Origin of the sequence: Pseudomonas frederiksbergensis, assembly GCF_003732665.1 — a bacterium.
GTDB classification, from domain to species: Bacteria; Pseudomonadota; Gammaproteobacteria; order Pseudomonadales; family Pseudomonadaceae; genus Aquipseudomonas; species Aquipseudomonas frederiksbergensis_G.
The window spans coordinates 495,981-519,034 of the sequence record NZ_MOBP01000001.1 but is presented as its reverse complement, the minus strand read 5'-3'; the positions used below and the strand labels follow the sequence as shown (position 1 = coordinate 519,034).

The 23,054-nt window shown below is 57.1% G+C and carries 22 protein-coding genes and 1 pseudogene; 6 read left to right on the top strand and 17 right to left on the bottom strand.

Going from position 1 to position 23,054, the window contains the following annotated elements:
* Positions 1 to 19: 19 nt before the first annotated feature.
* The 9 genes and pseudogenes from BK665_RS02435 to BK665_RS02395 form a co-directional block, all read right to left on the bottom strand.
* Complete coding sequence (locus BK665_RS02435) at positions 20 to 2,620, bottom strand: AAA family ATPase (RefSeq protein ID WP_123402679.1); 2,601 nt, start codon at positions 2,618 to 2,620, stop codon at positions 20 to 22.
* A gap of 556 nt (positions 2,621 to 3,176) precedes the next feature.
* Entirely contained in the window at positions 3,177 to 3,644 is a 468-nt protein-coding gene (locus BK665_RS02430; RefSeq protein ID WP_123402678.1) for a helix-turn-helix domain-containing protein, read from the bottom strand.
* Between the two features lie 82 nt (positions 3,645 to 3,726).
* Positions 3,727 to 4,080, bottom strand: coding sequence for a DUF1493 family protein (locus tag BK665_RS02425; RefSeq protein ID WP_123402677.1), 354 nt, complete (start codon positions 4,078 to 4,080; stop codon positions 3,727 to 3,729).
* A gap of 31 nt (positions 4,081 to 4,111) precedes the next feature.
* The gene (locus BK665_RS02420) at positions 4,112 to 4,324 is read right to left on the bottom strand and encodes a YhfG family protein (RefSeq protein ID WP_123402676.1); all 213 of its coding nucleotides are present in this window, start codon (positions 4,322 to 4,324) and stop codon (positions 4,112 to 4,114) included.
* Between the two features lie 158 nt (positions 4,325 to 4,482).
* Positions 4,483 to 4,605, bottom strand: a pseudogene (locus tag BK665_RS02415) (transcriptional regulator); the annotation flags it as partial.
* A gap of 108 nt (positions 4,606 to 4,713) precedes the next feature.
* Complete coding sequence (locus BK665_RS02410) at positions 4,714 to 4,986, bottom strand: type II toxin-antitoxin system RelE/ParE family toxin (protein ID WP_123402675.1); 273 nt, start codon at positions 4,984 to 4,986, stop codon at positions 4,714 to 4,716.
* Positions 4,986 to 5,429, bottom strand: coding sequence for an antitoxin PaaA2 family protein (locus tag BK665_RS02405; protein ID WP_123402767.1), 444 nt, complete (start codon positions 5,427 to 5,429; stop codon positions 4,986 to 4,988). Before BK665_RS02405 ends, BK665_RS02410 begins: the two co-directional genes overlap by 1 nt.
* A gap of 154 nt (positions 5,430 to 5,583) precedes the next feature.
* The gene (locus BK665_RS02400; protein WP_123402674.1) at positions 5,584 to 5,874 is read right to left on the bottom strand and encodes a hypothetical protein; all 291 of its coding nucleotides are present in this window, start codon (positions 5,872 to 5,874) and stop codon (positions 5,584 to 5,586) included.
* A gap of 439 nt (positions 5,875 to 6,313) precedes the next feature.
* Positions 6,314 to 6,619 (bottom strand): hypothetical protein, encoded by a 306-nt coding sequence (locus tag BK665_RS02395; RefSeq protein ID WP_123402673.1) that lies wholly within the window; start codon positions 6,617 to 6,619, stop codon positions 6,314 to 6,316.
* Positions 6,620 to 7,356: 737 nt separating this feature from the next.
* On the opposite strand from BK665_RS02395, the gene BK665_RS02390 reads away from it, so the two are divergent.
* The 3 genes from BK665_RS02390 (at position 7,357) to BK665_RS02375 (ending at position 11,329) form a co-directional block, all read left to right on the top strand.
* On the top strand, positions 7,357 to 9,291 hold the full coding sequence (locus BK665_RS02390) for a RecQ family ATP-dependent DNA helicase (protein WP_123402672.1): 1,935 nt from the start codon (positions 7,357 to 7,359) through the stop codon (positions 9,289 to 9,291).
* Positions 9,292 to 9,523: 232 nt separating this feature from the next.
* On the top strand, positions 9,524 to 10,750 hold the full coding sequence (locus BK665_RS02380) for a 3-hydroxyacyl-CoA dehydrogenase (RefSeq protein ID WP_123402670.1): 1,227 nt from the start codon (positions 9,524 to 9,526) through the stop codon (positions 10,748 to 10,750).
* A gap of 147 nt (positions 10,751 to 10,897) precedes the next feature.
* The gene (locus BK665_RS02375) at positions 10,898 to 11,329 is read left to right on the top strand and encodes an acyl-CoA thioesterase (protein WP_123402669.1); all 432 of its coding nucleotides are present in this window, start codon (positions 10,898 to 10,900) and stop codon (positions 11,327 to 11,329) included.
* A 69-nt stretch (positions 11,330 to 11,398) separates the two neighbouring features.
* On the opposite strand, the gene BK665_RS02370 is transcribed toward BK665_RS02375, so the two are convergent.
* The 4 genes from BK665_RS02370 to BK665_RS02355 form a co-directional block, all read right to left on the bottom strand.
* A complete protein-coding gene (locus BK665_RS02370; RefSeq protein WP_123402668.1) occupies positions 11,399 to 11,884 on the bottom strand; it encodes a glycine zipper domain-containing protein in 486 nt (161 codons plus the stop codon).
* A 327-nt stretch (positions 11,885 to 12,211) separates the two neighbouring features.
* Positions 12,212 to 14,560: an FdhF/YdeP family oxidoreductase gene (locus BK665_RS02365; RefSeq protein WP_123402667.1), complete on the bottom strand. Its 2,349-nt coding sequence runs from the start codon at positions 14,558 to 14,560 to the stop codon at positions 12,212 to 12,214.
* Positions 14,557 to 15,396: a formate dehydrogenase accessory sulfurtransferase FdhD gene (fdhD, locus tag BK665_RS02360; RefSeq protein WP_123402666.1), complete on the bottom strand. Its 840-nt coding sequence runs from the start codon at positions 15,394 to 15,396 to the stop codon at positions 14,557 to 14,559. The genes BK665_RS02365 and fdhD overlap by 4 nt, the downstream gene beginning before the upstream one ends.
* A 92-nt stretch (positions 15,397 to 15,488) precedes the next feature.
* On the bottom strand, positions 15,489 to 16,376 hold the full coding sequence (locus BK665_RS02355; RefSeq protein WP_123402665.1) for a LysR family transcriptional regulator: 888 nt from the start codon (positions 16,374 to 16,376) through the stop codon (positions 15,489 to 15,491).
* A gap of 137 nt (positions 16,377 to 16,513) precedes the next feature.
* Between BK665_RS02355 and lysM the strand changes: the two genes are divergently transcribed.
* Positions 16,514 to 16,954 carry a peptidoglycan-binding protein LysM gene (gene lysM, locus BK665_RS02350; protein WP_123402664.1) on the top strand — a complete coding sequence of 147 codons (441 nt, stop codon included), beginning with the start codon at positions 16,514 to 16,516 and terminating at the stop codon, positions 16,952 to 16,954.
* A gap of 119 nt (positions 16,955 to 17,073) precedes the next feature.
* Here lysM and yrfG read toward each other — a convergent pair whose 3' ends face one another.
* Positions 17,074 to 17,736 carry a GMP/IMP nucleotidase gene (yrfG, locus tag BK665_RS02345; protein ID WP_123402663.1) on the bottom strand — a complete coding sequence of 221 codons (663 nt, stop codon included), beginning with the start codon at positions 17,734 to 17,736 and terminating at the stop codon, positions 17,074 to 17,076.
* Between the two features lie 90 nt (positions 17,737 to 17,826).
* Between yrfG and nudE the strand changes: the two genes are divergently transcribed.
* A complete protein-coding gene (gene nudE / locus BK665_RS02340; protein WP_123402662.1) occupies positions 17,827 to 18,393 on the top strand; it encodes an ADP compounds hydrolase NudE in 567 nt (188 codons plus the stop codon).
* Positions 18,390 to 19,217 (top strand): 3'(2'),5'-bisphosphate nucleotidase CysQ, encoded by an 828-nt coding sequence (gene cysQ / locus BK665_RS02335; RefSeq protein ID WP_123402661.1) that lies wholly within the window; start codon positions 18,390 to 18,392, stop codon positions 19,215 to 19,217. The genes nudE and cysQ overlap by 4 nt, the downstream gene beginning before the upstream one ends.
* A 118-nt stretch (positions 19,218 to 19,335) precedes the next feature.
* On the opposite strand, the gene BK665_RS02325 is transcribed toward cysQ, so the two are convergent.
* The 3 genes from BK665_RS02325 to BK665_RS02315 are packed head-to-tail and all read right to left on the bottom strand — an operon-like array spanning position 19,336 to position 23,031.
* Positions 19,336 to 19,791 carry a thioesterase domain-containing protein gene (locus BK665_RS02325; RefSeq protein WP_123402659.1) on the bottom strand — a complete coding sequence of 152 codons (456 nt, stop codon included), beginning with the start codon at positions 19,789 to 19,791 and terminating at the stop codon, positions 19,336 to 19,338.
* Positions 19,792 to 19,831: 40 nt separating this feature from the next.
* Positions 19,832 to 21,226 (bottom strand): sigma-54-dependent transcriptional regulator, encoded by a 1,395-nt coding sequence (locus tag BK665_RS02320; RefSeq protein ID WP_123402658.1) that lies wholly within the window; start codon positions 21,224 to 21,226, stop codon positions 19,832 to 19,834.
* Positions 21,223 to 23,031, bottom strand: a complete 1,809-nt coding sequence (locus BK665_RS02315; protein ID WP_123402766.1) for a sensor histidine kinase — start codon at positions 23,029 to 23,031, stop codon at positions 21,223 to 21,225. Before BK665_RS02315 ends, BK665_RS02320 begins: the two co-directional genes overlap by 4 nt.
* Positions 23,032 to 23,054 lie beyond the last annotated feature (23 nt).

Genomic DNA, 23,054 nt, shown 5'->3' with positions numbered 1-23,054 from the left:
CTTTTAGGGCGGCTTTTTTTCAGGTTCTTTTTCTGGTTCTGGTTAATTCTATGTCGAAGTCTTTGATGATTTTTATATCATTCTCAATTTCTTCACTATTAGGCATGGTTTCGTATAAACCTGGTGCCGTATCGTGTCCTTTGAATAGGGTGCTGCACTTGGACATGGCAGTTTCAATTAAATTGATATCATTATCACAGATATCTTGCAGCCGTTTGAGTCGGTTGGTCTGAATGGCCCTGCCGAAACGTTCCACGACTTTGTTTAGCAGCTTCTCCTCAACAAGTCTTTCCCATGCCTCTCTTAAATAACCATAAAACGATCCAGCGCTACTGTTGTACTCGATTTCGCTAACTAGTTCTATTTTTTTAAGCTGACGGAGCATTACCTCTAATTGGGTTATTCTTTTAGATGTCGGCAGTGCATCCCAAGGAGGTGAGTTTCTAACTATGCCTGAATTTTTTAAGCTCCGATCAAGACTTGAAATTTGAATGTTTTGATTGTCGGTTATTTCAGCCTCTTCGAGCAGTAGTTTAAGGAAAATTATTTCATGGGTGAATATAATTACTTGTCGTTGTGTTGACTCTTGAATCAATCTGCGGGCAATTTTTTGTCTCCATTTATGATCGAGAGAATTTACTGGGTCGTCGAATATAACTCCGGACTTACGATTGTCCGCTTTTAGCTCAGCTAGTACGCTAGCAAGAGCAAGACATTTTTGTTCTCCTTCACTTGCAATTTCGTGAACGTTTATCAATTTTGAATCTGCCAGTGCTATTTTAAATAGTTGCGCTCCGTTGCTATTTCTAGTATTGGCACTAACGACGTAGTTGGAGAAACCTAGCTGTTTAAGTTCTGCAGCGAAGTGCTCTTTTAGGGAGGTTGTTAAATAGGTTTCGCTTATTGATGAACTAAGTGATGTGATGCTTCGTGGGTTGGTTTGATTTTTTATTTTGGTATAAGCTTCGAGCTGTTTTTGTCTTTTTATCTCTAGTTCAAGTGTGGGTTTGTTGTCTTTGACTGTTTTCTTAGAGTTTATTTCTTGAACAGTATTTTGTTTTTCTAAGTATATTGCTTCCAGTGCTTTGTCATCAACTACTGCTATTAGTTCTTTGTTTATATCTTCGTTATATTTGATGAGGTCGTCTAGCGCAATCGGCGTGTAATCAAATGATTCTTTTTGTATTTGTTGAATGTTGTCGCTAAGAAGAGTGTTTTTTCGGCTGTCAAATGTATTCTTCAAGTTTTTTATATTGTCGGAAAAATTCAATATTTTTTTATCGAGTTCAGTTATTAATGCATCATAAGGTGTTAAGTCGAATGTGGTAGATGAAATAGCCAAGCGTTTGTCAGATAGAGATTTTTTTGCAACGTCTGCATTCGTTTGGGTTTTATCTTTTGTATAGGTTTCAAACCGCTCTAGTCGTGCACCACTTGTCTCAGTAATTATTTGAAGACAAAGTGGGCAGTTATCATTTGTTTTAGGAGGGAAGGGCGCCTGAGTCTCAGAACTGCTAATAAATAACTCTGCCGCACGCCAAAGTGATTTCCATACTTCCGATCCTACATTGTCAACGGGCAAGTCGGAAAAAGCGTAAGTTCTTGCTAGTTCGGCGGCTTCGAAAGTGGTTTTTTTGTTGTTCAATAATGTAGTGTATTCTTCAAATAGACTCTTGGAGTTTATAGATTGCGCGGCTTTTAATGCGGAAATAAGAGGCGTTATTGATTTTAGCCTGATATTAAGACTTTTTCTAATTTCGACAGCGGTTTTGGTTTTTAGGGTTAATAGATCAGAATTAATGGTTTCTAGATCGAGAAGCTCTTGATCTGTAACGCACTGAGCGTCAAGCTGAGGTAGAGTTGTGGCTGCTGATATAGACGAAGCAAATTTTCCTGAAATTGTATTTTTGTCGAATATCGGCAATGGCAAAGGAGTTCCATATGTTTTGATTTTATCTTCAGCAAAACTTCGTATTTGATTATTGGCCAATACAAGTTCGTCTAGTAGATGCAAGCCGGCAGGTCGATAATCTAATACACCTTCCTTTTCTAGATAATGGAAAGCCGACTTTGAGTCAAAAACACGTATTGATTTTAAATCGGAAATTTCTTCACCCTTGTACTCCCAGTCCACTTCCGAAACAACATCATCGCTTACTTGATATGATATTTTTGCAGATAGGCGGGAGGGCTGTAATTGAAATGCGTTACCGATGACCGTCGGTTTTTCTCCCCTAGTTAAACATACATTTTTTAGTATTTTTGAGAGGCTTGATTTTCCTGAGCCATTATCCCCATAGACCACGGTAAGCCCGGTTTTTGAAAACTCTAAAATTTGATCGCTTGCGAGAGCTGATATATTCAGCGTGGGGCCCAGTGACTTAAGTGTTACGGCCTTCTCTTCGAGTTTAAAGCCATCTGACGAAACAGGGGCGGCGTAATCTTCAAATAGTTCTACAATATCTCCAAACCCAGCCTCCTTTCTAGAAATTTTATAAAGTAGAGTATGATCTTCAGCCGTTAAATTCTGTTTTTCAATCAATAATCTTATTGCATGCCTCCACCATATAGGCCTAGCGGGCTCATTGATCCAATCTACGATCTTAGCTATTGCAGTCATTTGTTTGCTCCGATTTATTTTTATAAATTATATGTCGGTATGGTTTGGTGATAGTGAATGATTATCCTTTCATAGTTGATGCCCCTCTGTAGATAGGGACGTTTGTCTGTTGGGTGAATAGTTTTGGGGGGCACGTCCCCGGAATTTTTGAGTAAAAGATGGATGAGCCGATACAGTTATATGAAGCAGAAACGATACGTTTCCTTGGCAATAAAAAATTCTGATGGTTGAGGGCGATACAAAATGCTGTAGGTTGACGAAATGCCATTTAGATTGATGCTTTTCGTCCTGAAGCATAATTCATCCTTGGTAGGCTATTTATGAGTTCAAATTGTTATGAACTCATTCAGATTTAGTCTGATTGGCATCATATAGCTAGTACTGAGCGACGAGAGGTGGGACGACTTTCGTCGTAGGTTCCTGGAACGTGATAAATGTTGGCCATTTCAACAGTTGTAAAAAGACTTCAGCCGTCCAAGCTCCGATAAGCCAGTCGTGGTGTGATCTAGCCAATGCCACAATCCGCCGTACTTGCTATGGGTTGTTCTCTGGCTGCTTATTTTTTCGCAAATAAAGCTGCAAATTTATGTGTATCCAGTGGGAAATCGTCCGGATCAAATCCACGGTATTCTGACTCGCTAATAACACAACCTGCCTCAGAACCGGATGGTTTGCCTACCTTGGTAGCAATGGTGTTTTGTTCGCGCTTAGCTTTTTTGGTCTTTGGGCGAGGGGCTCGACTTAGCTGAGCGTCTTGCAATCGACGTCCCATCTCGTCGGATTCGGCAATCTTGTTCAGGTCTTGCTCCAGACTCAATACCTGCATAACCGACAGATACGCCCCCATCGTCACTCCAGCGCCACCAGACTCCAGTGAACGCAAGGTCATGACAGACATGCCCGCCCGCTCTGCCACCATTTTGGCGGTCAGCCTTCGACGTAAACGAGCCAGTTTCAAGCGTTCGCCTAATTCGGTAAGCAGTCTTTTGGTTCGAGGAAGCAGTGGCGCTGTTTTTCTAGCCATGCAGCTAATATTCCTTCACTTCTGAGGTGGTAGCGCCAGAATAATTGCAGTTATGCGGGCCTGTTGAGTCGCAACACCTGCTTTACTGGCCTTCCATTTCCTGTGTATCCCAGCGTTGCGATTTGACTGCTTGGTAAAGCATGCCAATGGTCAGCGGGACTTTATCGCTGCGTCCCTTTGCCCGACGCTTGAGATGCACATCGAATCCTTCCGGCTGGAAGTAGCGGTAGGCGTCGTAGTCGATGAAGTCGATACCGAACTGTTCTTCCAGGGCTTCCATCAGGTTTCTGGCATCGGCGCCGTCGCAGCCGAGGTCGAAGTTGATCGAGGTTGTGAGGCTGATGGTTTTGCGTTCGGGCAGGCCGAGTTCTTCGTGCAGCAACTGCATGAGCAGGTGCATGGCGTGGTCGTCGGGGAAGTTGGGGGCGAGGTTCATTGCGGGGGTGTCCGGTTGGGCTTGATGGATCTTATTGATCATCAGGCTTGTTAGGAAGGGTGGGAGCAGATTGCGACGGTTTGTCTTGTTGGTATTTGGTGAGCACTTCGTCTCGCGCAGGCAGTGGCTTGTCGAGGTCTGCCGGTGAGGTGTCGAAACCGGCGATATGCAGGCTGGCCAGATAATTAGAGCTGCGGACCTTTTCGTAGTAATCCTGTTTACGTTTGAGCGTGGATTCACTCATTGTGGTTGTCTCGGGTTCGAGTGCTCGTCTTGACTTTCAGCGTTAACGCGCATGATGAATGTCCACGTTTTATGGAATGTGGACGGTCGTAAAAACGACACCATGAAGAGTCAAGACTTTTGATTATTCCTTCGTTCCGCGATCAAGCGATGATGAGTCTTACGACTTTCTCTGACTTGCAGCGTATCAACATGGAATTCACGGGAAGCCTCACGCTCACCGCGTAAGATTTCGTTCATCTGTCGCACGCTTTCCATCAGCTCTTCAAAAAATTGGCTCATGGTTTTCTCCAATGTTTGATGAGGGCTCTCGATGTTCCAGGCAACGAGCAGTTGATGAGCCTGGACCAAGAGCCCTTAAAACTTAGGGATACCTATCGGTTGACCTAGTCACGGCCAATGTTGTCTTGCATGCAGTATTCGCATTATTTCTACCGATCTAGCCATGACCACATAGACCATCACGTAATTCGGTGTCGCGACTATTTCGTGAGTGCCGAGAATTTTGCCCTTTCTATAAAGCTTGGGATGCTGGCCTGCTTGCTCTGCTTTGAGATCAAACACTTCGTCCAAAGCAATGGCCGCATCAGGGTTGTCTTGGCAGATATATTTCATGATGTTGTCCCGGTCAGTCACCGCCGAGGGGCGCCAAACTACCCGCATCAGCGGGCTCGTTGACGTATGGCTTCACGTTTGGCAGCAAAGATTCGGCGGACCTCTTCGTCGCTCACGCTTGGCCGGGGATCATCGATACTGGCTTGAACCTGCTTCCTAAACCATTCGTCGTAAGCAGGTGCATCGTGAACTTGCTTTAACGCCTCGGAACGGTCAGGGCGAGAATAGGTTTTTACTTGGAGGGGATCATAGCCAGAGGTATCGATATCGAAATGGCAGATGCCTATTCCTTGCAGATAGATCACTAGGGTTTCGAGTCGCTTGAACAGGCGAATTTGCTGACTGCGTTGCGCTGCCAGGGAGTGTGTTTGTGATCCATGTTGAACCTGAACCACCCACCCACCTTGCTTGGCGAAAATGTGAGTGGCGGTTACAGCGCCGCGTTCAACCAGTTTGACGAGTGCAGTGTGATCGATCGTTTTGGTAGTCATCAGAAGGAGCCCATGGCTGACAATTGGCTCACATGCTACGCAATCAATAATAGTTTGCAATCTTCTGTCTCCATTAAGGATGTAGGAATTGGTGTCCTTTTTTCGTGGACCGCCAGCGCTCAGCGAGGCTGGCAAGCCACTTCAGTTCGGTGTTTTAGGTCGGGGCTTTCCATCCCATCATGCGTTGCTGGGCGACTTTGAGCAGGTCGCAGCCGTCCTGGTTCAGGAGGTAGAGCGCATGGGTGATGTGGGGGATGTCTTCGACGTCGCCGTGTTTGAAGCAGATGCAGTGCAGGGTTTTGAGGAGGTCGCTGGCGGCTCGGACTCGCTGGAGGGCGGCTTCGAGGATGTCGTGGGGGTTGGCCTCTGTGTCGATGATCAGGGGCGGGGAATCGGTGAGGTTGGTTTGGAGTGGGCGGTAGCGATCAGTAAACGGAATCGTCATTGTATTTATCCTCAAATGCTTCGAATGATGCCGCCATCATCGTGACCAAGCGATGGGAGGCGGACTGTGTTCGGGTTGGTCAACCGGTGAGGATTAATACGCATACCCGGCACGCCCGGAGGCGTCCCAAACACAGCCACCATATAGCGTGCAGACACTTGAGGTGCCGGCAGCATACAACGGAGGCTGATGCGTATCTATCCGGGTGACCAAGCCCGAGTCGCTGATTTTGCAGCGACGGTCAGAACTATAGGGGTGGCCTACCAAACGCCGATAGAAGACAAGGAGTCCCTGCTCGTAGGAATTGGACGAAGCTTTGATAGGGCGTTGCCTACAGCTTTTTTCCCTGTCGCAATTTTTCCCTTTTTATGGCCATCAATTGTCCGGCGCGCTTCGCAGGTGCACCTCGTTATCGTTCATTCGCGGGCAAGCCTCGCACCTACAGGGGGTGTGGTTCGGGGGTGGTGGTTGGCAAGCGTTGTCGGGTGATTTCGAGCAGTTCGTTGCCGTCCTGGGTGAGCAGGTACAGGGCGTTGACGATGTTGGGAATGTCGCTCGGGTCGGCTTCTTTGAATTTGTGGCAATAGAGTGTCTCAAGCAGGCCGCTGGCGGCGCGGATGCGTTGGCGGGCGGCTTCGAGGATTTCGTGTGGGTCGGCCTCGGTGTCGATGACCATAACGGGGGTGTCGCTGTAGCTGGATTTGAGCGGATGAAAGCGATTGGTCAGCGTGCGGGGTGTGTTCATCGGGGTTGCTCCTGTGTGAAATCACGGCAGGCCGAGACACCGTTTCAGCCGCGCCGCAGACTATAAAAGCGCCATGGGCGGCGCGGCAATATGGCCATGATGGACAGGACTCGTAGGGGTTTTACTCGTGTTGTCGGACCGTGCCTACGCGTTCGCCGAGGGTTTTCAGGGAGAAACCTTTGCAGGTCAGATTTCCTACGGGTTTTTCAGGCGTTGCGCAGCCATCCCCTGTATCGGGTGCGCCAGATCATGTAGGGCGTTTCCAAGCGTCTGACCCACGCTCAACGGGCTCATGCGGCTTGGGCGAGCATGAGCCGGTTGTTTCAGGAGCAGGTTGGTGCGAGGTCAGCCAGCGACGGTAGTCTGCGCAATGGAATGCACGGCAAGCATCGGTGGGAGGTCGGGGAGTTGCCCGCATCCGCTGAGCAGCAGCGCGGCAACAAACAAGGTGAGAAGAGCAGTGCGGGGCATGGTCGTTCCTTCGTGGGAAATCCGCGTACATCAGGCGTCCTGCCGTGATGTGCAATGCGCGGACGGTGGTGAGTGAGGGCGAACCATACCTTCAGATCCAGCGTCGCCGCGAGGGCCAAAAGTGTTTCGTTTGTTTCATCCTGTGGCAAAGGCCAAGGGCGCCAAGGCTGTATCATCCCGTATCGTTTTGGTCCCGACCTTTTCTCGACTCGCTGCAATCGCCGGCTAGGCTTTTGGCATCGCAGCAGTCAACGGAGTGACAGCCTATGCATAACACCCTGGAACAGGTTTTCGGTTATCCACAGTTTCGGCCCGGCCAGGAGGCAGCGGTCAGCGCGGTGTTGGCCGGGCGCTCGGCGGCGGCGATTTTCCCCACCGGTTCGGGCAAGTCCCTGTGTTATCAATTACCGGCGCTGCTGCTGCCGCACCTGACGTTGGTGGTGTCGCCGCTGCTGGCGCTGATGCAGGATCAACTGGCGTTTTTGCAACGCCACGGCATTTCGGCAGGCAGTATCGATTCGGCGCAAAGTCGCGATGACGCCAGTGACGTGATGGCCCGGGCCAAGTCGGGCGAGTTGAAAATTTTGATGATTTCCGTGGAGCGTCTGAAGAACGAGCGCTTCCGCAACTTTTTGCAGCAAGTGCCGATCTCGCTGCTGGTGGTGGACGAGGCGCACTGCATCTCGGAGTGGGGCCACAACTTCCGTCCCGACTACTTGAAGCTCCCGGACTATCAACGCCAGTTCAACATCCCCCAAGCCTTGCTGCTGACCGCCACGGCGACGCCCAAAGTGATCGCAGACATGGAGGCGAAATTCGCCATCGCTCCCGAGGACGTGGTGACCACCGGTTTCTATCGGCCGAACCTCAACCTGCTGGTGGAGCCGGTGCGCGGCCAGGACAAACGCCGCCGCCTGGTCGAGTGGATGAGCCAGCGTCCCGGCCAGCCGAGCATCGTCTACGTCACCCTGCAGAAAACCGCCGAACACATCGCCGAGCACCTGGGCCGCAACGGCATTCAGGCCGAGGCTTATCACGCCGGTTTACCCCATGAACAACGGGAAGGCATTCAGAAACGCTTCATGGGCGGGCAGTCCAATTGCATCGTCGCCACCATCGCCTTCGGCATGGGCATTGATAAGAGCGACATCCGCAACGTCGTGCATTTCGACCTGCCCAAATCCATCGAAAACTACAGCCAGGAAATTGGTCGCGCCGGGCGTGACGGGCAGCCCTCCGATTGCCTGGTATTGGCCAACCGCGACAGCCTCAACGTGCTGGAAAATTTCGTCTACGGCGACACGCCTGAGCTGGATGGCATCCGCTGTGTGCTCGACGAGTTGCAGGCCGCCGCGCCGGAAGGGCAATGGGAGTTTCTGCTGGGGCCGTTGGCGGATCAGAGCAATATTCGTCAATTGCCGCTCAAGACCTTGTTGGTGCAATTGGAACTGCGCGGGATCATCGCCCCGCGCTACGCCTATTACGCGGAATACCGTTTCAAATACTTGCAGGAGCCGGAGGCGTTGCTGGCCCGTTTCGAGGGGGAGCGCAAGGATTTCGTCGCGGCGATTATCCAAACGTCCACGCGCGCACGGACCTGGGCGACGGTGAATTTTGATGCGCTTTACGAGCAGCATTCAGCCGAGCGCGATCGGGTGGTCAAGGCCCTGGATTACTTCCAGGAAAAGGGCTGGGTCGAGCTGGAAAGCAAGCAGATGACCGAGGTCTACAGCCTGCTGCAAACCGGTTTTGGCCCCCAGGCTTTGAGCGAAGAATTGCATGCCTATTTCACCCGTCACGAACAAACCGAGATCGCACGGATTCACGCGATGCTGGACCTGTTCGCCACCGATCATTGCCTGGGTTATAGGTTGGCCGAGTACTTCGGCGACGAAAATGCTCCTCGCCAGTGCGGGCATTGTTCGGTGTGTCACGGGGACGTGGCGCGATTGCCAGCGCCGCCGGAATTGGCGGCGCTTGTGGATAAAAACTTTGAAGCGCTGTGTGGTGATTTTATCCACAGGCATGAGCAGTACACCGGGAGCCTGCCGTCAGCGGAACGGGTGACGCGTTTCCTCTGTGGGATCAGCGTGCCGTTGTTCACCAAGCTCAAGGCGCGGACGATTCCGGGGTCAGGTGCGCTGGAGGATTATCCATACGCCGAAGTGCGTGAGTGGGCCCAAGCGCATCTACCCAGTTGAAACACCAACCCCTTGTGGGAGCGGGCTTGCTCGCGAAAGCGGTGTATCAGTCGAATTCAATGGTGGATGAAATACCGCATTCGCGAGCAAGCCCGCTCCCACAGGGATTTGAGGCGTATGTGCGGGCGCATCCATCCGCTGAATGTCCCCCATCACAGGAATAAATTTCAAAAAGCCGTGGCGGCTGACTATGGTGAAGGCAGTCTTTGGATCGCCAACAAGAGAACAACAAATGAGCCAGACGCCGTTCAATATTCAGCGCGCCGCCGTGATCGGCGCGGGCACCATGGGTCGTGGGATTGTCATGTGCCTGGCCAATGCCGGGGTGCCGGTGCAGTGGGTCGATAACAATCCGCAGATGCTGGAGCAGGCATTGGCGGCTGTCGCCGACACCTATGCCCACAATGTGCGCCAGGGCCGGATCGATCAGGCCGAAGCCGACGCCCGCCTGGCGCGAGTGACCAGCGCGGCAGATTACGCGGCGATTCGCGATGTCGATCTGGTGATCGAGGCGGTGTACGAAAACCTCGAACTCAAGCAGAAAATCTTCCGCGAACTCGACGGTTTGCTCAAACCCCAGGCGATTCTGGCCAGCAACACTTCGGCGCTGGACATCGACGCGATTGCCGCCGCCACGCGTCGCCCGCAACAAGTGCTGGGCCTGCACTTCTTCAGCCCGGCGCACATCATGAAATTGCTGGAAATCGTCCGCGGCGCGCAAACCGCCCCGGCGGTGCTCGATGCCGCGCTGGATCTGGGCAAACGCATGGGCAAAGTCAGCGTGGTGGCGGGCAACTGCCATGGGTTTATTGGCAACCGCATGCTCAATACCTATGTGCTTGAGGCGCGCAAGATGCTGCTGGAGGGCGCTTTCCCTTATCAAGTAGACGCGGCGCTGCAAGGTTTCGGTTTTGCCATGGGGCCGTTTCGCATGTACGACGTGGTCGGCATCGATCTGGGATGGCGTGCCCGCGAACTGGCTGGCAAAGGTCAGGATTCGCCGGAGGTTCAGGTCGACAATCGTCTGTGCGAGTTGGGGCGATTCGGTCAGAAAAGCGGCGACGGTTATTACCACTACGAGCCGGGCAGTCGTCAGGCTGAGCACGATCTGGAGGTCGATGCGCTGGTGTTGCAGGTCAGCGAGGGTTTGGGCTTCCAGCGACGTGAGATAAGCCCTGAAGAGATCCTGGAGCGCTGCTTGCTGGCACTGGTCAACGAAGGGGCGAAGATCCTTGAGGAAGGCATTGCCGGGTCGGCCCATGACATCGATCTGGTTTACCTCAATGGCTATGGCTTCCCGGCGGGTAAGGGCGGGCCGATGGCCTGGGCGGATCAGCAAGGGCTGGCGGATATTCATCAGCGGTTGCTCGCGCTGGAAACGCGGCAGGGCGATCAGTGGAAACCGGCGCGGTTGATTGGGGAGTTGGCGGCGGTAGGGAAGGGGTTTGCTGACAAGTGAGTGATGCGGCGTCTGTGAGGGCGCCTTCGCGAGCAAGCCCGCTCCCACAGGTGAAATGCGATCAACTGTGGGAGCGGGCTTGCTCGCGAAGAACGATAACGCGGTTTTAGCCTTAGACTTGCCCACCAACCCCAGGAACCGACACCCATGTCCAACCCGATGCCCCAACGCACCGACTACCCGCACTTCCAGCCCATCACCACCCGCTGGCACGACAACGACGCCTACGGCCACGTAAACAACGTCACCTACTACAGCTTTTTCGACACCGCCGTGAATACCTACCTGATCGAAGTCGGCGGGCTGGATATCCATAACGGCGAAGTGGTGGGCTTCGTGGTGAGTTCGGCGTGCGATTACTTTGCGTCCATCGCGTTTCCGGATCGGATCGAGATCGGTCTGCGGGTCGGTAAGTTGGGTAACAGCTCCGTGCAATACGAACTGGCGGTGTTCAAGCAAGGGGAAGACGAGGCCTGTGCGGCCGGGCGCTTCGTGCATGTGTTTGTGGATCGGGTGTCGAATCAGCCGGTGTCGATTCCTCCCGAATTGCGCGGGGCACTGGAGCGGTTGGTGGTTTGACGGGCAAAAAAAAATCGCAGCCCTGGGGCTGCGATTTCTGATCTACCTGACCGCGAAGCCGTGCCGGCCTCAGCGATGACGATAGTATTTGTGATGCTTGCGGTGGCCATAGGCATGACCGCGACCCCGGTGATCGTCACGGTAGTAACGACGGTCATCACGGCCACGATAGGAACGACGATCGTCATCCTCATCGCTCTTGTTGCCCATGTAGTTACCCAACGCGCCACCGGCGCCACCGCCGGCTGCGGAGCCGATCAGGCTGCCGGTGCTGCCACCGAGGCTGCGCCCGACCACGTTACCGCCCGCCGCGCCCAACGCACCGCCAATGGCGGCTTCGCCACGGCTGCGTTTATCTGCGCCGACTGCGCTACCACCCGCGCCGCCCAGGGCCGCGCCAATGGTGGAACCTGTATTGCCGCCTAGTGACTGACCGACGACTGAGCCCAAAACCCCGCCCAATGCGCCGCCCACGCCTGCTTCGGTGGTGCCTCCGGCAGAAGCGAAACCACTGGCCAGGCTAAGGGACAACAAGAGAATCGAGGAGAACTTCATAGAGGAACCTCAAGGGGATGACGGCGCGATCCTGAGGCTGTGTCCTGATTGTGACAATCGAATTCCGACGAGTAACACGACTTGTACACAATTCTATAAGTTGCTGTTTTTTGGGCGGAACTTAAGGGTTTTTCGCCGGTCTTTAGCTACTTCGGACAGGCCGTTTCTTTGCAGAAACGGCCTTTTTTGTGGGCGATTGGAAAGTGCTGGCTTCGAGATATCCGGTGAATGGTCTACCGCTTTCGCGAGCAAGCCCGCTCCCACAGGAGGAATGCGATCCACTGTGGGAGCGGGCTTGCTCGCGAAGAGGCCGGACCTGCCGCCGCATCAGGCCGACTTGGCGAAAATCAATCCCGTCTCACTGGCCATTTCCAGCCGGATCGCCACGAACTTCGACGTCGGCGTATGGCTGCCATCCCCGGTGCTTTCCAGCGGCACCAATGGATTCACTTCCGGATAGTAAGCAGCAGCCTGTCCCGCAGGAATATCAAAGGCCAACAGCGTGAAGCCCTTCACTCGACGCTCCCGGCCATCGTCCCAGATTGAAACGATGTCGGCCTTCTGCCCCGGTTTGAACCCCAGGCGAATGATGTCCGCCTCGTTGACGAACAACACATCCCGCTGACCCTTTACCCCGCGATAACGGTCATCCAGGCCATAAATCGTGGTGTTGTACTGATCGTGGGAACGCATCGATTGCATGATCAGATCCGGCAACACGCCGGTGGCGCGGGTGCGTTCGTGCACCAGGTCTTTGGGTAGCACGTTCGGACGGAAATTGGCTCGGCCCGACGGGGTGTTCCACTTGCGTGAACCGGCGTTGTTGCCGAGGTAGAAACCACCCGGATTCTTCACCCGCTCATTGAAGTCGCGGAAACCCGGGATGGTGTCGGCGATCAGGTCGCGGATGCGGCTGTAATCGGCCACCAGCCAGTTCCAGTCCACCGGTTTGCTGCCCAGGGTTGCGGCGGCGATGCCGGCGATGATCGCAGGCTCCGAGCGCATCTGGTTCGACAGTGCCTGCAACTGGCCGTTGGAGGCGTGGACCATGCTGAACGAATCTTCCACGGTCACCGCTTGCGGGCCTTCGGTCTGGATGTCGATGTCGGTGCGGCCCAGGCACGGCAGGATCAGCGCGTCTTTACCGTGGGCCAAATGGCTGCGGTTGAGCTTGGTGCTGATTTGCACGGTCAGGTCGCAATTGCTCAGGGCCTGGAAAGTGCGCGGGCTGTCCGGGGTGGCTTGGGCAAAGTTGCCGCCCAGGCCGATGAAAACCTTGGCGCGGCCGTCGGCCATGGCGTGAATCGCCTCGACCACGTTGTGGCCGTTTTCACGGGGCACCTTGAACTGGAAGCGACGCTCCAGGGAATCGAGGAACGCCACCGGCGGACGCTCGTTGATGCCCATGGTGCGGTCGCCCTGCACGTTACTGTGGCCACGCACCGGGCACAGACCGGCACCCGGCCGACCGATGTTGCCGCGCAGCAGCATCAGGTTGGCGATTTCCTGAATGGTCGCCACCGAATGGCGATGCTGGGTAATGCCCATCGCCCAGCACATGATCACGTTCTTGCCTTTGGCGTACATGCGCGCCGCTTGCTCGATGTCCACCAGGGTCAGGCCGGACTGCTCGACGATCTGCGCCCACGGCGTGTCGTCGATGGCGCCCAGGTACTCCAGCACGTTGGCGCTGTGTTCATTGAGGAAGTCGTGATCGAACACCGAAGGCTGGCCGGTCTGCTGTGCTTCGCGTTCCCAGTGCAGCAGGAATTTCGCCATGCCGCGCAGCAGCGCCATGTCGCCACCCAGCGCCGGACGAAAATACGCGGTGTTGGTCGGCTTGTCGCCGTTGGTGAGCATTTCAATCGGGTGCTGCGGGTGCTGGAAACGTTCCAGGCCGCGCTCTTTCAGCGGGTTGATGCACACCACCTGAGCGCCGCGCTTCACCGCTTCGCGCAGGGGTTCAAGCATCCGTGGATGGTTGGTGCCGGGGTTCTGGCCCCAGACAAAAATCGCATCCGCATGTTCGAAGTCGTCGAAGGTCACGGTGCCTTTGCCGACGCCGACGCTCTGCGCCAACGCGACACCGCTGGCTTCGTGACACATGTTCGAGCAGTCAGGGAAGTTGTTGGTGCCGTAGGCGCGCACGAACAATTGATACAAGTAGGCCGCTTCGTTGCTGGCGCGGCCTGAGGTGTAGAACTCGGCCTGATTCGGGCTCGACAGGCCCTGCAAATGTTTGGCGATCAAGGCGAATGCCGCGTCCCAACTGATCGGCTTGTAGCGATCAGTTTCGGCGTCGTAGCTCATAGGCTCGGTCAAACGACCCTGGTATTCGAGCCAATAGTCACTCTGCTCCAGCAATGAACTGACGCTGTGCTTGGCGAAGAATGCGCCGTCGACACGCCGTTTGGTCGCTTCCCAGTTCACTGCCTTGGCGCCGTTCTCGCAGAACGCCACCATGCCGGCTTCCTTGGAATCGCCCCACGCGCAACCGGGGCAGTCGAAGCCGCCGTTCTTGTTGGTCTTGAGCATCATGCGCAGGTTTTTCAGCGCGTTGTCACTGGTCAACCAGGCCCGGGCCACGCTGGCCAGCGCGCCCCAGCCACCGGCCGGGCCTTTGTAGGGCTTGTAGCGCGGAACGGGTTTCTGATCGGCTTGATTGTGTTGACTCACGCTTGATTCTCCATCGCTGGGCTGTAGACCCGCGGTGCACTTTTCTGCGGCAGGTGGATGAGATTGAGGTTGTGACGACGGGCCCATTGCACGGCAAGGCCCGTGGGCGACGACAGGCTGACGAGGGTCTGGATGCCTGCGCGCAGCACTTTCTGGATCAGTTCGAGGCTGCAACGGCTGGTGACAATTGCCAGGCCGCCGGCAGTCGGGATGTTCTGGCGGATCAGGCCGCCGATCAGCTTGTCGAGGGCGTTGTGTCGGCCGATGTCTTCGCGACCCAGCAACAATTCGCCCTGGCCGTTCATGAACACTGCGGCATGCACCGCGCCGCAATGCTGGCCCAGGGGCTGGAACGCGCCGATGCGTTGGCGCAGGCCCTCGAGCCATTCGGCGGGCGGCAACGGCGCGCCGGGCAGCACTTTGAGATCGGGCAATGCCTGCTCAACCGCTTCCACACCACAGAGCCCGCAACCGCTGGTGCCGGCCAGTTGCCGACGCTGCTGCTTGAGGTTCCAGAACGCTCGGTTGGCGATGGTCACTTGCGCGTATTGCGCCGAACCCGAGCCGCTGAGTTGCAGGTCATAGATGTCGGTGGCGTCTTCGATGATGCCGCTGCCGAGGCTGAAACCGACGATGAAGTCTTCCAGATCGGTCGGCGTGACCAGCATGACAGCCTGGCTGATGCCGTTAAAAGCGATCGCTAACGCGACTTCCTCGGCCAGCGCGGTGCTGTCCGATTCGCTACCTTGAAGGTCGCTGTAACTGTATGTCTGGCTTGCGTCTGGCGCGGGCGTTTCAAGTGCGGGCGCCGCGCTTGCAGGGCGCTTGGCGTTCATGGCATCACCGACAGTTTGATCAGCTCTAAGCCTAGGCGCGTCAACATGTCGCGTCTAATCACTAGTACTGATGTACCGATAGATGACGTCGATCAAGAACCCGTCGGTGATTTCTGATAGATCGCAAAACAGGCTTCCGCCAACGCCGAGCGCGGGGCACTGCGGCGCATGATCAGCCCCAGCCGGCCGAGGGTTTGCGCGTTTTCGATGGGTTGCAGGCGCAGATGGTCGGTGAGGTTTTCCAGGCCGCCGTCCAACGGCATCACCGCGCAACAGAAGCCGCCGTGCACCGCTTGTAACAATTGATGGACCGCGTCGGTTTGCAGCAACGGTTGTGGGGTCAGGCCGCGACTGTGGAAGTTGTGGTCGATGGATTGGCGAAAGTGCATGCCACTGGTGAGCATGCCCAGGGGCAGTTCAATCAGCGATTCCCAACTCAGCGGCGCCTCGCCGAAGGTGTAGAAACGCTGATCGTAGAGCAGGCCCATGCGGGTTTCGTTGAACGCCAGGGAGTCGAAACGCTCGCCGTCGAGACGATCCAGGTAGGACACGCCGAGGTCCAGGCGATTGTTCGCCAATTGTTCGAGGATCTGCTCGGAACTCAGGGCCGACAGTTCGAAGCGCAGGTTCGGGTGTTCGGTGTGCAGGCGTTGCATCAGGGGCAGCGGGTCGAAGCTCGACAGCGGCACCACGCCCAGGCGCAACGTACCCACCAGATTGCCGCGACACGCCGCCGCCTCGGCTTGCAAGCCGTCATAAGCCGCCAGCACCGTGCGCGCCCAGGCCAGCACCCGCTCGCCCGGCGCAGTGAAGCCTTCGAAGCGCTGGCCGCGATTGACCAGTGGCAGCTCCAGTTCTTCTTCGAGGCTGCGCAGGCGCATGGACAGGGTCGGCTGGGTGATATGACAGCGCGCGGCGGCTTGGCCGAAGTGCCGGGTTTCGTCGAGGGCGATGAGGAATTTGAGCTGCTTGATGTCCATCTTCGCTCCAGGGCGCGGGCAGGGTTTGCGATTCTAGCGCTTGCGCGGGGTGGGGTCATTGGTCGGGTTGGAACCGGGGTCTGTGGGCTTGGTCTAGTCTTTTGCGTCTGGAACCCAAAACCTAAGGAGAGTGCACCATGAGTATTTTTAGCTTTGTGAAAGAAGCAGGCGAAAAGCTTGTCGATCTGCTGACGCCTGGCAACGCCAATGCCAGTGAGCAGTTGAAGGAACACATCAGCAAGGTCGGCCTGGGTAACCCGAATGTGCAGGCCACGGTGGATGGCGACAAGGTCACCGTGACCGGCGAGGTCGGCAATCAGGAAGAGAAGGAAAAGATCCTGCTAGCTGTGGGCAATATTGCCGGGGTTGGCAGCGTGGACGATCAAATCACCGTGACCGGGCCGGTGGTCGTAGCCGCGAAGTTTGTCACGGTAGTGAAGGGCGACACCCTCAGCGCAATTTCTCTGCGCGTGTATGGCGATGCCAACAAGTATCAAAAAATCTTCGATGCCAACAAACCGATGCTCAAGGACGTGAACAAGATCTATCCGGGGCAGTCATTGCGCATTCCTGAGTAAGCTCAAGACCGCTTTCGCGAGCAAGCCCGCTCCCACATTGATCTTCAGTGAACACAAAATGTGTGCACGACGAAAATCCAATGTGGGAGCGGGCTTGCTCGCGAAGCAGACGACTCGGTCTAGAGCCCTGCAATCAACTCCCGATAATCGACCACCGCCGCAAACTCCGCCGTGTCCTTCGGCCCTTTGCGGCTGTCCGGTTCGCTCACGGCCAGCAGATGCGCCACGCCAAAATTGCGCGCACTGCGCAGGATCGGCAATGTATCGTCGATAAACAGGCTGCGCGCCGGATCGAAACCGATGTCCGCCTGAAGCGCATCCCAGAACTGCGGGTTTTCCTTGGCGAACCCGTAATCGTGGGAGCTGATCAACCGCTCGAAATACGGCGCCAGTTCAATCCGCTCCAGTTTCAATGACAGCGAATCCCGGTGGGCATTGGTGATCATCACCACGCGCTTGCCGGCCTGCTTGATCGCCGCCAGGAAGGTGTCCGCATCCGGGCGCAGGGCGATCAGGTGCGCGGTTTCCAGTTTCAGTTCGCGTACCGGAATTTTCAGCTCGGCGCTCCAGAAGTCCAGGCAGTACCACTGCAACTGGCCGGCGTTGCGTTCGAACAGCGGCTGCAATTCCATTTCCGCCATGGCCCGGCTCACCCCGTGCAACTCGGCATAACGCTGGGGCAGGTGTTCCATCCAGAAATGGTTGTCGTAATGCAGGTCCAGCAGCGTGCCGTCCATGTCCAGCAGAACGGTGTCGATGTCGCGCCAGGGCAGCAGGGACATAAAAAACTTCTCCAGCGGTAAAAAAGATATCCGAGGTAAACAATCAGGATAGGCCGGGTATAGTAACCCGTTCACGCCAAGGAGCCGTTTATGCGCCAGAAACCCACCGTACTCGCCCGCGAGATCGTAGCCACCAGCCGTTTATTCTGCGTCGAAGAGCTGAAACTGCGCTTTTCCAATGGTGTGGAGCGCACTTATGAGCGTCTGGTCGGCAAGGGTGCCGGGTATGGCGCGGTGATGATCGTGGCAATGCTCGATGCAGACCACGCGGTACTGGTCGAAGAGTATTGCGGCGGCACCGATGCCTATGAATTGTCTTTGCCCAAAGGCTTGATCGAGCCTGGCGAAGACGTGCTGGCGGCGGCCGAGCGTGAGCTCAAGGAAGAAGCCGGGTTTGGTGCGCGACAGTTGGAACATTTGACCGAGTTGTCGTTGTCCCCCGGTTACATGAGCCAGAAGATCCAGGTGGTATTGGCCACCGATCTGTACGAAGAAAGCCTTGAGGGTGACGAGCCCGAGCCGATGCGGGTGGACAAGGTCAACCTGCGCGAGCTGTCGGGCCTGGCCCAGAACCCGCAGTTCACCGAGGGCCGTGCCTTGGCGGCGCTGTATCTGGCCCGCGACCTGCTGACTCAACGTGGGGTGTTCCTGCCATGAATTTCCCCCATCCGTTGATGGCGCCGGTGGTTGAGCTGGCGTTGAAGGCTGGCGAAGCGATCCTGCCGTTCTGGCGCACCGGCACTGCGGTGACCGCGAAGTCTGATGATTCACCGGTCACCGCCGCTGATTTGGCCGCTCACCATTTGATCCTCGACGGGCTGACGGCGCTGGACCCGAGCATCCCGGTGCTGTCCGAAGAAGACGCCAACATCCCCCAGAGCGTGCGCGCCGGGTGGCAGCGCTGGTGGCTGGTGGACCCGCTGGACGGGACCAAGGAATTTATCTCCGGCAGTGAAGAATTTACCGTCAACATCGCGTTGATCGAGCAGGGCCGTGTGGTGTTTGGCGTGGTGTCGATGCCGACCAACGGGCGCTTCTACGTCGGCGGCGCCGGATTGGGCGCGTGGCGCGGTGACCAAGGTGCGACACCGTTGCCGATCCAGGTGCGCGAAGCACCGGCGGCGGGCGAGGCGTTTACCGTGGTGGCCAGTCGTCGGCATTCCAGCCCTGAGCAGGAACGTTTGCTGGCCGGACTTAGCGAAAGCCTGGGTGAATTGCAGTTGGCGAATTTCGGCAGCTCGCTGAAATTCTGCATGTTGGCGGAAGGGGCGGCGGATTGTTATCCGCGTCTGGCGCCGACTTCCCAGTGGGATACGGCAGCGGCGCAAGGCGTGCTGGAAGGGGCCGGCGGTGAAGTGCTGGATCTGAGCGGCGCGCCGTTTTGTTATCCGGCGCGGGAATCACTGTTGAATGAGTTCTTCTTGGCGTTGCCGGCGAAGGCTGCCTGGCGCGAGAAATTGCTGGAGCTTGCACGCGGATAGAACCGTCCTTGTGGGAGCGGGCTTGCTCGCGAAAGCGGTGTGTCAGTCAGCATAGGTGTTGAATGTGATGGCCCCTTCGCGAGCAAGCCCGCTCCCACAGGGTTTGCGCGTTCCTGAATTAACGGTGCAGGACGTACTGCCCGGTAAACGTCACCGCACTTTCCTCACTCGCCTGATTCACAATCTGCGAATGCAGCGTCAACCGCGCCCGGCCATAACGTTTGTACATCGCCAGAAACTTCTTCCAGACCACTGCCCCCGGCGCCTGGCAAATCGCGACGGCATCGGTGGTCACCGGCAGCGGGTAATGGATCTGCCCTTCCTGAATCACGATGTGCCCGTCTTCAATCCCTTCTTCGCGCAAGCGCAAATGCAGCCAGCCCCAACCCGCCAGCACCGCGCCGCAGTACAGGCTGCCGCCAAACATGGTGCTTTTGTGATTGACGTTGGCCTCCAGCGGCAAATGCAGGCGCAGTTGCTGGTCGTGCCAGTCGAGCACTTTGAGGCCCATGTCCCGCGTCAGGGGGATGTCGTGGTGCAGGATCGATTCCAGGTGACGACTGTCGCGGCTCATGCACGGGTCTCTTGTTTGAAGATGATGGTTTGACGGTAGCTCAATCGAGGTCGTCGGTGTGGCTATGGGCGCCGCCGTCGGCGAAGTTCAGCCCGTGTTTGCGCAGCTTGTCGTGCAGGGTTTTGCGCGGAATGCCCAAGGCCTCGGCGAGGCTGCGCACCGAACTGTGGGAACGCGCCAATTCGGCGGCAATCAGGGTTTTTTCGAAGTTTTCCACCTGCTCGCTGAGCCCGCCGCTGACCACCCCGACCGTGGTACTGACCCCGCCATCCGGTGCGCTGTTATCCAGTGCCAGTTCCAAACCGAGGGCAAAGCGTTCAGCGGCGTTTTGCAGCTCCCGGACGTTGCCCGGCCAGGAGTGACGCAGCAGCAAGGCCCGTTGCCCCGGTTGCAGTTCATGGGGCGGCAAACCGTGGCGGGCGCTGGCTTCGTCGGCGAAATGCTGGAACAGCATCAACGCATCTTCGCCCCGCTCGCGCAGCGGCGGAATGCGCAGTGGCGCGACGTTCAGCCGGTAATACAAGTCGGCACGGAACCGGCCCTGATCGGCGGCCTGGCGCAGGTCTTCCTTGGTGGCGGCGATGACGCGGATGTCCAGCGGGATCAACTGATTGCCGCCGAGGCGCTCGACCACTCGCTCCTGCAACATGCGCAGCAACTTCACTTGCACATCCAGGCTCATGCTTTCGATTTCATCGAGAAAGAGTGTGCCGCCGTTGGCGAATTCGAACTTGCCGATACGGCGTTTTTGCGCGCCGGTAAACGCGCCGGGCTCGTGACCGAACAACTCGCTTTCCACCACCGATTCGGCCAGGGCTCCGGCATTGATCGCCACGAACGGGCCGTTACGCCGGCTCGACAAATCGTGCAGCGCCCGGGCCACCACTTCTTTGCCGGCACCGGTTTCGCCAAGGATCAGCACGTCGGCCTTGGTCGCCGCCAAGGCCCCGATTTGCTCGCGCAAACGCAGCATCGGCGCCGACTGCCCGACCAATCGGGTGCTCAGTTCATTGCGGTCGCTCAGGGCCAGACGCAGGCTGCGGTTGTCCAGCACCAACCGGCGCAGGGCGAGGGCGCGGCGCACGCTGTCGAGCAGGGCGTCGCTGGCGAAGGGCTTTTCCAGGAAGTCATAGGCCCCGGCGCGCATCGCCTGCACCGCCAGCGGCACATCGCCGTGACCGGTGATCAGCAGCACCGGCAGCTCTGGGTCCTGGGCATGCAGTTCGGTGAGCAGTTCGAGGCCGTCCATGCCCGGCATGCGGATGTCGCTGACCACCACGCCCGGCCAGTCACGCTCCAGTTGCCCGGCCAGGCCCTTGGCTTCGGCCAGGGGCAGGATTTTCAGGCCGGCCAGGTCCAGGGTCTGGCTCAGGGCCTGGCGCAAGTGCGGATCATCGTCGATCAACACGACCTGGATGCGGTTATCGATGGTCATGCACTTCGGTCCTCGGACGGTTGCAGGCTTACACCCGGTGCGCCGGCGCGTAGCTTCAGGGTAATCAGGGCGCCACCCTCCTTGTGGTTGGAGAACGACAATTCACCACCGAAGGCGCGCATCAACGTATCGCAAATCGCCAGCCCCAACCCAAGGCCCTGGGTGCGGGTCTTGGTGGTGTAGAAAGGTTCGCTGGCGCGACCCAGGGCTTCCATGCAAAACCCCGGGCCGTTGTCGCGAATGTACAGGTTGACGCCATCGGCGGTGGATTGGGCACTCAACCAGAGTTTGCGCGGCGGACCTTTTTCGGTCAGCGCATCGAGGGCGTTGGCCAGCAGGTTGCCGAGCACCTGGCGCAAACGGGTTTCCCCGGCCTCGACCCACAGCGTGGCGGCCGGCAGGTCGCGAATCAATTCGACTTCCATGCTGCGCCGCCGCTTGGCCAGCAACGCCAGGGCATCGTCCAGCGCCGGTTGCAGGGCCACGCTTTCCGGGGCGTGGCGATCGCGGCGGGCGAAGGCGCGCAGGTGGGCGATGATCGAGGCCATGCGCCCGGTCAGTTCACTGATCAATTTGAGGTTGCCCCGGGCATCGTCAGTGCGCTGGTGATCGAGCAGCACTTCGGCGTTTTCCGCGTAGCTGCGGATCGCCGCCAGCGGCTGATTGAGTTCATGGCTGATGCTCGCCGACATCGTCCCCAATGCCGACAACTTGCCGGCCTGCACCAGATCGTCCTGGGCGCGCACCAGTTCCTGCTGGGCCTGTTCGCGTTCCAGCACTTCCTGTTTCAGGCGCCGGTTGAGGCCTTCGAGATCGCTGGTACGTTCGGCCACCCGGCCTTCCAGTTCGCGGCGGGCCTTGGCTTCGAAGGCGATCCGCTCCAGATAATGGCGACGGCGCTGCATCATCAAACCGAGCAACAGCATCAACACCAACAGCGTCGCGCCGCCGATGGCCACGACCGTGCGTACCGGGCGGTCGATCAAGGTGCGGGGCGCGAGGATGCTGACGTTCCAGCCGGTTTCCGCAATTGACTGGGTCTGGGTCAGCCAGGCGTTGGGGTTGAGTTTCAGCGGTTTGGGATTGCGTGTCGGGTACGGCTGGATCGTGCCGATGGCTTTGTTCTCTTCGTCACTCAAGACGCGGGTGGAGCGAAAACGCCACTCGGGTCGCGAGGTGAGAATGACCACGCCGTTGTGATCGGTCAGCAGCAGTTGTTCCGGGGTTTTGCCCCACAGGCTTTCGGTGTGATCGAGATCGACTTTGACCACCAGCACGCCGATGACTTTCTCGCCTTCGCGCACGGCGGCGGCGAAGAAGTAACCGCGTTTGGCCGAGGTGGTGCCCAGCCCGAAAAAGCGTCCGAGCCGCCCGGCCATGGCTTCGCTGAAATACGGCCGGAAGGAAAAATTGCGCCCGACGAAACTGTCGTGCTTGTCCCAATTGGAGGCCGCCAGGGTTTTGCCACTGGTGTCCATCAAATACATGACTTCGGCGCCGGTCTGGGCGCTGATGTTTTTCAGCAAGCGGTTGGCGTTGCCCTGGGTGACGCCATCGTCGGGGGCACCGAGTACGGCGCGCAGGGCCGGCAGGTCGCCGAGGATCTGCGGCAATACTTCGTAACGGTGCAGGGTGCCCAGCAGGTTGGCGACATAGAGGTCGAGGGTCTGGCGGTTCTGCCCGGCCAGTTCGCTGCGGTAGTAACGCTCGGCCAGATGCTGCAACGGCCACAGCAACGGCGCCAGGCACAGGGCAAGCAGGGCGAGGCTGCGCCAGCGGGGTCTGCGGGGGAGGGTCGGAGTCATGGGCATCGGCATCGGGCGCCTGG

What these genes read in the sequence shown, in the direction of transcription:
- BK665_RS02405 (WP_123402767.1), bottom strand. Translation starts at nt 5,429, where the DNA reads ATGACTACCAAAACGATCGATCACACTGCACTCGTCAAACTGGTTGAA.
- BK665_RS02400 (WP_123402674.1), bottom strand. Translation starts at nt 5,874, where the DNA reads ATGACGATTCCGTTTACTGATCGCTACCGCCCACTCCAAACCAACCTC.
- yrfG (WP_123402663.1), bottom strand. Translation starts at nt 17,736, where the DNA reads ATGTCCCTGCTGCCCTGGCGCGACATCGACACCGTTCTGCTGGACATG.
- BK665_RS02420 (WP_123402676.1), bottom strand. Translation starts at nt 4,324, where the DNA reads ATGAGTGAATCCACGCTCAAACGTAAACAGGATTACTACGAAAAGGTC.
- BK665_RS02390 (WP_123402672.1), top strand. Translation starts at nt 7,357, where the DNA reads ATGCATAACACCCTGGAACAGGTTTTCGGTTATCCACAGTTTCGGCCC.
- nudE (WP_123402662.1), top strand. Translation starts at nt 17,827, where the DNA reads ATGCGCCAGAAACCCACCGTACTCGCCCGCGAGATCGTAGCCACCAGC.
- BK665_RS02315 (WP_123402766.1), bottom strand. Translation starts at nt 23,031, where the DNA reads ATGACTCCGACCCTCCCCCGCAGACCCCGCTGGCGCAGCCTCGCCCTG.
- lysM (WP_123402664.1), top strand. Translation starts at nt 16,514, where the DNA reads ATGAGTATTTTTAGCTTTGTGAAAGAAGCAGGCGAAAAGCTTGTCGAT.
- BK665_RS02380 (WP_123402670.1), top strand. Translation starts at nt 9,524, where the DNA reads ATGAGCCAGACGCCGTTCAATATTCAGCGCGCCGCCGTGATCGGCGCG.
- BK665_RS02375 (WP_123402669.1), top strand. Translation starts at nt 10,898, where the DNA reads ATGTCCAACCCGATGCCCCAACGCACCGACTACCCGCACTTCCAGCCC.
- BK665_RS02410 (WP_123402675.1), bottom strand. Translation starts at nt 4,986, where the DNA reads ATGCGGGTAGTTTGGCGCCCCTCGGCGGTGACTGACCGGGACAACATC.
- BK665_RS02320 (WP_123402658.1), bottom strand. Translation starts at nt 21,226, where the DNA reads ATGACCATCGATAACCGCATCCAGGTCGTGTTGATCGACGATGATCCG.
- cysQ (WP_123402661.1), top strand. Translation starts at nt 18,390, where the DNA reads ATGAATTTCCCCCATCCGTTGATGGCGCCGGTGGTTGAGCTGGCGTTG.
- BK665_RS02355 (WP_123402665.1), bottom strand. Translation starts at nt 16,376, where the DNA reads ATGGACATCAAGCAGCTCAAATTCCTCATCGCCCTCGACGAAACCCGG.
- BK665_RS02325 (WP_123402659.1), bottom strand. Translation starts at nt 19,791, where the DNA reads ATGAGCCGCGACAGTCGTCACCTGGAATCGATCCTGCACCACGACATC.
- BK665_RS02425 (WP_123402677.1), bottom strand. Translation starts at nt 4,080, where the DNA reads ATGAACCTCGCCCCCAACTTCCCCGACGACCACGCCATGCACCTGCTC.
- fdhD (WP_123402666.1), bottom strand. Translation starts at nt 15,396, where the DNA reads ATGAACGCCAAGCGCCCTGCAAGCGCGGCGCCCGCACTTGAAACGCCC.
- BK665_RS02370 (WP_123402668.1), bottom strand. Translation starts at nt 11,884, where the DNA reads ATGAAGTTCTCCTCGATTCTCTTGTTGTCCCTTAGCCTGGCCAGTGGT.
- BK665_RS02430 (WP_123402678.1), bottom strand. Translation starts at nt 3,644, where the DNA reads ATGGCTAGAAAAACAGCGCCACTGCTTCCTCGAACCAAAAGACTGCTT.
- BK665_RS02395 (WP_123402673.1), bottom strand. Translation starts at nt 6,619, where the DNA reads ATGAACACACCCCGCACGCTGACCAATCGCTTTCATCCGCTCAAATCC.
- BK665_RS02435 (WP_123402679.1), bottom strand. Translation starts at nt 2,620, where the DNA reads ATGACTGCAATAGCTAAGATCGTAGATTGGATCAATGAGCCCGCTAGG.